Genomic DNA, 5,722 nt, shown 5'->3' with positions numbered 1-5,722 from the left:
GCCTCCCGCCACAATAGCTCGATGCCAGGTTCTATTTTTACACTAGCCTCTCTGATTAGATTCAGCGAGGCTTTTGTTATTATATTTAGATAATGATGCATTAATCGATTTGCGATCGCACAGCAGAATTCTCAAAAGTAGTTGAAAGCTTCACAGATAAGACTAAAGGATAGAAGCTAGTCAGCATTTTATGTCATCCGATATATGTGAGCGAGCCACAGTAGCGATTAACTTAAGTATTAGGAAGCATTCAAAAAATGCGTGAATAGGCGGGGTATAAGCCAAAGAAACCCTTGAAAGTCTTTTGGCTTACTTTTTGATGGCGCTCATGTATAGCCTTAGTGCTTGCACTTTTTATTCTTGGAGGTCTGAATAGTGCCATCTTCAGGCATAAATTTTAACACAGAAATCAACCTGTATTAGGAAGTGAGCCATGCACATTGGATTTCTTAACCCTCAAGGCAACTTCGATTCAGGTAACAGTCACATTACTAAACATCCAGATTTTGGAGGTCAACTAATCTACGTCAAGCAAGTCGCTACAGCAATAGCTCAAAAGGGTCACACAATTGATATTCTCACCCGCCAAATCATCGACCCAGAGTGGCCAGAGTTTGCTGAAGTGTTTGATAGTTATCCTGGTTTAGATAACGTCCGGATTATTCGATTACCAGCAGGGCCAAAAGAATTTCTGCCTAAAGAGTTGTTGTGGTCTCATCTGGTTACCGATTGGGTACCCAACATCCTCAAATTTTATCAACAGCAGGGTGGTTTACCCGATGCTATGACTGCTCATTATGGCGATGGTGGACTGTGTGGCGTTTTGATTGAGGAGAAGACAGGCATACCTTTCACCTTTACTGCTCATTCTCTCGGTGCCCAAAAAATGGACAAATTGGAGGTAAATCCTGAGAATTTAGCAGAAATAGATGAGCAATTCCATTTTAGATACCGCATACTAGCCGAACGCTTAAGCATGAATCGCTCGGCTATCAATATCACCAGTACACAACAGGAACGCTTTGAACAGTACTCTCATCGACTCTATCATGGTGCGGTGGAAGTAGAGAACGACAATTGCTTTGCAGTGATTCCACCAGGAGCAGATTTTTCTATCTTCGGTAGCCAGGCACGTTCCCACAACGAGGAAGCTATCTATCAGTTTCTTCAGGAGCGATTGGCACGAGATATTCCAGAATCACGTCGGGATTTGCCAGTGATTGTATCATCCAGCCGATTAGAACTGAAAAAAAACTTGTTAGGACTGGTGCAAGCCTTCGCAAACAGCCAAAAGCTTCAGGAACGAGCTAACTTATTGCTGCTAACAGGAGGGCTAGACGATCCGCTGCGAGAGGAGGCTAGCGACGATATAACCGAAGAGGTATTAGCCCCTATCCGAGAGATTGTCGAAGAAAACAGCTTATGGGGTAAAATCGCTGCCTTCGGTTTGCCAAGTCAAGAACAAGAGTCACTGGCTGCGGCCTATCGGTTTCTGGCTAAACGGCGCTCGGTGTTTGCCTTAACTGCGCTTTATGAACCCTTTGGCTTGGCTCCCTTAGAAGCTGCGGCTACAGGATTGCCTGTGGTAGCAACGAAGAATGGAGGTCCCAGCGAGAGCCTGAGAGATGGAGATCAAGAATATGGCGTACTTGTTGATCCAGAAGATTCTGCTGATATTGGGCAGGGCTTGGAGCGCTTACTATGCGATGCTCATGAGTGGGAGTATTTTGCTGATGCTGGTCAGCAAAGGGTACTGAATACATACACTTGGGAAACTACTGCCCAAAACTATTTGACCTTAATAGAGCAGATTTTGTCCTCACCTGAGGCACACCGTGCAACTAATATTCTTCCAATCCATCCTTACTTCCGTAATCCACAACCAGAGACCGATGTCTCTTTGGAAGAATTGAGTAATCTCTATTTTAGGTCTAACCAAATAGCACTAAATGCACCTAGCCTTTAAAAGTGTAGGAACTCTTGAACTGACTAACATTAAACTTGCCGTTCCTGCTAACAAAGTTTGTGAATAAATACAGGAGACACTAAGTATGTCATCCGAGACTGAAGAATTTACTATTGGTGTCGAAGAGGAATATCAAATCATTAATCCTGTAACACGGGAGTTGAGTTCGCGTGTAGAACGCATTCTCCCGCAAGCTCAGAAAGTCCTTGGCGAGGAGGTGCAGCCAGAAGCGCAGCGATCGCAGATAGAAATCGGTACACCCATCTGTCGCACAGTCTCTGAGGTGCGCTCTGAGCTTGTGCGTTTGCGGCGCGAGGTAATTGCAGCAGCGGCCAAGGATGGTAAGCAAATTGCTGCCGCCGGGACGCACCCCTTCTCGCACTGGGATGAACAAAAGCTCACGCCCAAAGAACGTTATCAAGGACTGATGCGAGATTATCAACAACTCACCCGTGAGCTAGTTATCTTTGGCTGTCACGTGCATGTGGGAATTAGCAATCGCTCTCATGCTATCAGCACTATCAATCGTGCCCGTGTGTGGTTAGCGCCGCTGTTGGCACTAGCAGCATCTTCACCCTTCTGGTTAGGTACAGATACAGGTTATACCAGCTATCGTACTGAGATTTGGAGCCAATGGCCCATATCTGGAGCACCACTGATTTTCGACTCATTAGCCGAGTACGAAAAGCTTGTACAAGCTCTAGTGGAGACCAAGAGTGTAGAGGATGGGACGAAGATTTACTGGGATATACGTTTGTCAGAGCGCTTCCCGACAATAGAGTTTCGGATCACAGATGTCTGCCAAACGGTAGATGAAGCAGTAATGGTGGCGGGGCTTGTACGGGCATTGGCGCGGACTTGTTACGAACAAGCGATGCAGGATAAACCCTTTCCTAGAGTGCGCCACGAACTTATACGTGTTGCTCACTGGCGCGCCGCACGCTACGGATTAGATGAGGATTTAATCGATTTTACTGCTATGAAAGCTGTCCCAGCGCGCGATTTGGTTGAGAGCTTTCTTAGCTTTGTGCGTCCATCGCTTGAGGAGTATGGAGAATGGGATGAAGTCTCTTCTCTGGTAAAAGAAACTATGCAGCAAGGCAACGGCGCAACACGGCAGCGTGAAGTTTACAAGCAAACAGGAAGCTTAAAGGATGTTGTTGATTTAATTGTCCGCGACACAGCAAAAGGGATAGCGTCAGTATAGGAGACAAGACTTTATGCTAGTTCACATCATCGCTGATTATGGCTTTGGCGACCTTGCTTTTGCAGAAGTCGTGCAGCGTCTCAAACTCTATCTACCAGATGCTGAACCGATACTTACACCTGTGCCAGCTTTTGCCACACTTGCGGCAGGATTCTGTATTGCGCAGTTGGGTTTGAATAAAGCCCCCGCCGGAACAATAATTTACCACAACGTTGCACCTCGCGAAGATGATGAACAGGCACGCACTAGTAATGCAGGTGAGCGTCTTGCTTTCGCACGATTGCCAACAGGTGTGCGTGTAATGGGTGTCAACGCTGGTTATGCCTTCTCATTTGTACGCGATTTGGCAGTGGAGTTGCGCTGGGCTGCTGTAGCAGCGGAAGGTTCACAGTTTCGTTCTCGCGATTTGTTTCCAGAAGCAGCAGGTGCGATCGCTTTAGGTCAACCTGATGCTTTAGGTGAAGAGATACCCCGTTCTGATATACCTGATGTACCATCTAACTGTATTGCTTATATTGATGGCTACGGTAACTTGAAAACCACTATTAAGCATGAGTCTAGCAAGATACACCAAGATGATACTCTGCTTTTGCAAATTGGTGACATAGAACGAAAAGCAACGAGGAGCGATGGCAGCTTCGCCGTTGAATCTGGACAGTTAGCTTTTGCGCCTGGTAGCAGCGGTTGGACTAATGCACAAGGCGAACAGACGCGCTGGATGGAAGTTTTCCTCAGGGGTGGTAATGCCTGGGAATCATTTAATTGCCCATCAATCGGTACGCATATACAGATTGATTAAGGGTCTTCCAGAGTCAGAAATATTAGAATTTAATCTTTAAAATACGGAGTCAAAAGAAAGTAAAGCTTAGCCCAGTTTTATTTATTCACCACTGTTATTTATTACTTCTGCCATGTCTGAGCCATTAATCATAGTTGATGTGCAATCTGGTTTTCTCAACGAATTTACTCATCACATCCCACAGCGAGTTGCCCGTTTAATTCAGCGAGGTGAGTATGCACCAGTTTTATTCACTCGGTTCATCAATGTACCTGATGGACCGTATGAGAAATTTTTGGATTGGCACAGCTGTACTCATGAACCAGAAACTAATATTGCCTCAGAACTACAACCTTGGGTTCAACCAGAAGTAGTTTTTTCTAAATTCGGACTGTGCGGGATACCGGATAACTTGACAGAATACTTTCGTAAACAGTGTTTTGAACGGGTTTTCATCGCAGGGATTGACACTGATATGTGCGTGTTGAAAATAGCGATGGATTTTTTCGATATTGGCATTGAACCTATCGTATTAACTGATTGCTGCGCTAGTACAGCAGGCTTACAAGCACACCTCGCAGGGTTGGCAGTACTCAGTCGGAATATTGGTGCTTTTCGTCTGCGTGAAGCTGGTCTTTCTGAGGGTTCGCTAGCCGCGCCAGTAGAAAAAAGCAGAGAATAAAAATTGTAATAAATTGTGCACTATAAAGTGTTGCGAATCAACTTTTTGCGAGGTTTTAAATATATAACCACCGATAAATATAAAGATGCACACAGAGAAATATTGTTGTAAATCTGTCTTAAAAAGTTCTGAGCAGAGTAAGCCTTTGCTCAGACTTTTCGCTATGTGCAACTGTCGTTGGAGTTTATATTATGACTAGGCGATCGCAAAAAAGTTTTGAATATAAAATGTATTCATTGCTAACTATCTAATGTAATCTCTCAAAAGATGATTATGATAGATATTTAATCATTAATTAGAGATACAAGACGAGAGAACCAATAGACAATTTCTGGATCGCTACATGTTGTTAGTCTAGCGATTTCTCTAGCAAGCTGATACGCTTCCTCACCCTTGGAATGATTTGTTAGCCCTACATGATTGAGCAATGCTATTTTCAAGTCACCAGTATAAGCAGGCAAGCTATGACCTTTTCTATACTTGATTTGACAAAGAATAGGATTCCAGTCAACCTTGTTAGAAGTAACAGGTATATCCATAATTTTTTTTTACATTTTTTAGTTGATAATTTTAATGTATTCTGCTATTTAGGTAACAACAAATACTTTTTTTGTTTATACTGATAAATATAAGTTATTAAAGCAATGACCGATAAGATGGATCATCTTACAGTAGATTCGGAGACTATGAGGTACAGTAACAGCAATTTGTAAACCAATGCTTGAGATCTTCAGGATTAATTAATTCAAGAGCTATTTTAATTAATAATAATTGAAATTTAAACCCTATTTCTCGGAGCTTTCTAATCACAGAAGCTGCAATTTATAGCTTGGTCTTATATCCCTCTTCTGTCACTCTCCGGAATAAGCAAGTAGTAAAGAAGCTAAATCATCCAGAAGCATAACAGGGTTTAAATTGATTCATGGCTGCAATTAAATGATTGAATCCCAGTAATAACTGTGAATTAGGGAAAATATCGAGCCAGGGATAAATCAACCAAAATAGTAAGAGTGGTTGGACGATTAGACGTAATCTTCGTTGTTTTAATTCATTTACTGACCAATCTGAATTAGCTAGGAAATGATGTAA

At 43.1% G+C, this 5,722-nt stretch carries 5 protein-coding genes and 1 pseudogene; 4 read left to right on the top strand and 2 right to left on the bottom strand.

Going from position 1 to position 5,722, the window contains the following annotated elements; all coding sequences use genetic code 11:
- Positions 1–433: 433 nt before the first annotated feature.
- The 4 genes from BV372_RS34050 (at position 434) to BV372_RS34035 (ending at position 4,633) form a co-directional block, all read left to right on the top strand.
- The gene (locus tag BV372_RS34050) at positions 434–1,966 is read left to right on the top strand and encodes a glycosyltransferase (protein WP_086691817.1); all 1,533 of its coding nucleotides are present in this window, start codon (positions 434–436) and stop codon (positions 1,964–1,966) included.
- Between the two features lie 85 nt (positions 1,967–2,051).
- Positions 2,052–3,173 carry a carboxylate-amine ligase gene (locus BV372_RS34045; RefSeq protein WP_086691814.1) on the top strand — a complete coding sequence of 374 codons (1,122 nt, stop codon included), beginning with the start codon at positions 2,052–2,054 and terminating at the stop codon, positions 3,171–3,173.
- Between the two features lie 13 nt (positions 3,174–3,186).
- Complete coding sequence (locus BV372_RS34040) at positions 3,187–3,972, top strand: S-adenosyl-l-methionine hydroxide adenosyltransferase family protein (RefSeq protein WP_086691812.1); 786 nt, start codon at positions 3,187–3,189, stop codon at positions 3,970–3,972.
- 112 nt (positions 3,973–4,084) lie between these two features.
- Positions 4,085–4,633, top strand: a complete 549-nt coding sequence (locus BV372_RS34035) for a cysteine hydrolase family protein (RefSeq protein WP_086691810.1) — start codon at positions 4,085–4,087, stop codon at positions 4,631–4,633.
- Positions 4,634–4,917: 284 nt separating this feature from the next.
- On the opposite strand, the gene BV372_RS34030 is transcribed toward BV372_RS34035, so the two are convergent.
- Positions 4,918–5,172, bottom strand: coding sequence for a hypothetical protein (locus BV372_RS34030; RefSeq protein ID WP_086691808.1), 255 nt, complete (start codon positions 5,170–5,172; stop codon positions 4,918–4,920).
- Between the two features lie 349 nt (positions 5,173–5,521).
- Positions 5,522–5,722: pseudogene (locus BV372_RS34025) on the bottom strand (hypothetical protein); the annotation flags it as partial.

The sequence above is a fragment of the Nostoc sp. T09 genome (assembly GCF_002154695.1).
GTDB lineage: Bacteria > Cyanobacteriota > Cyanobacteriia > Cyanobacteriales > Nostocaceae > Aulosira.
This window is presented reverse-complemented; position numbering and strand designations above follow the sequence as displayed.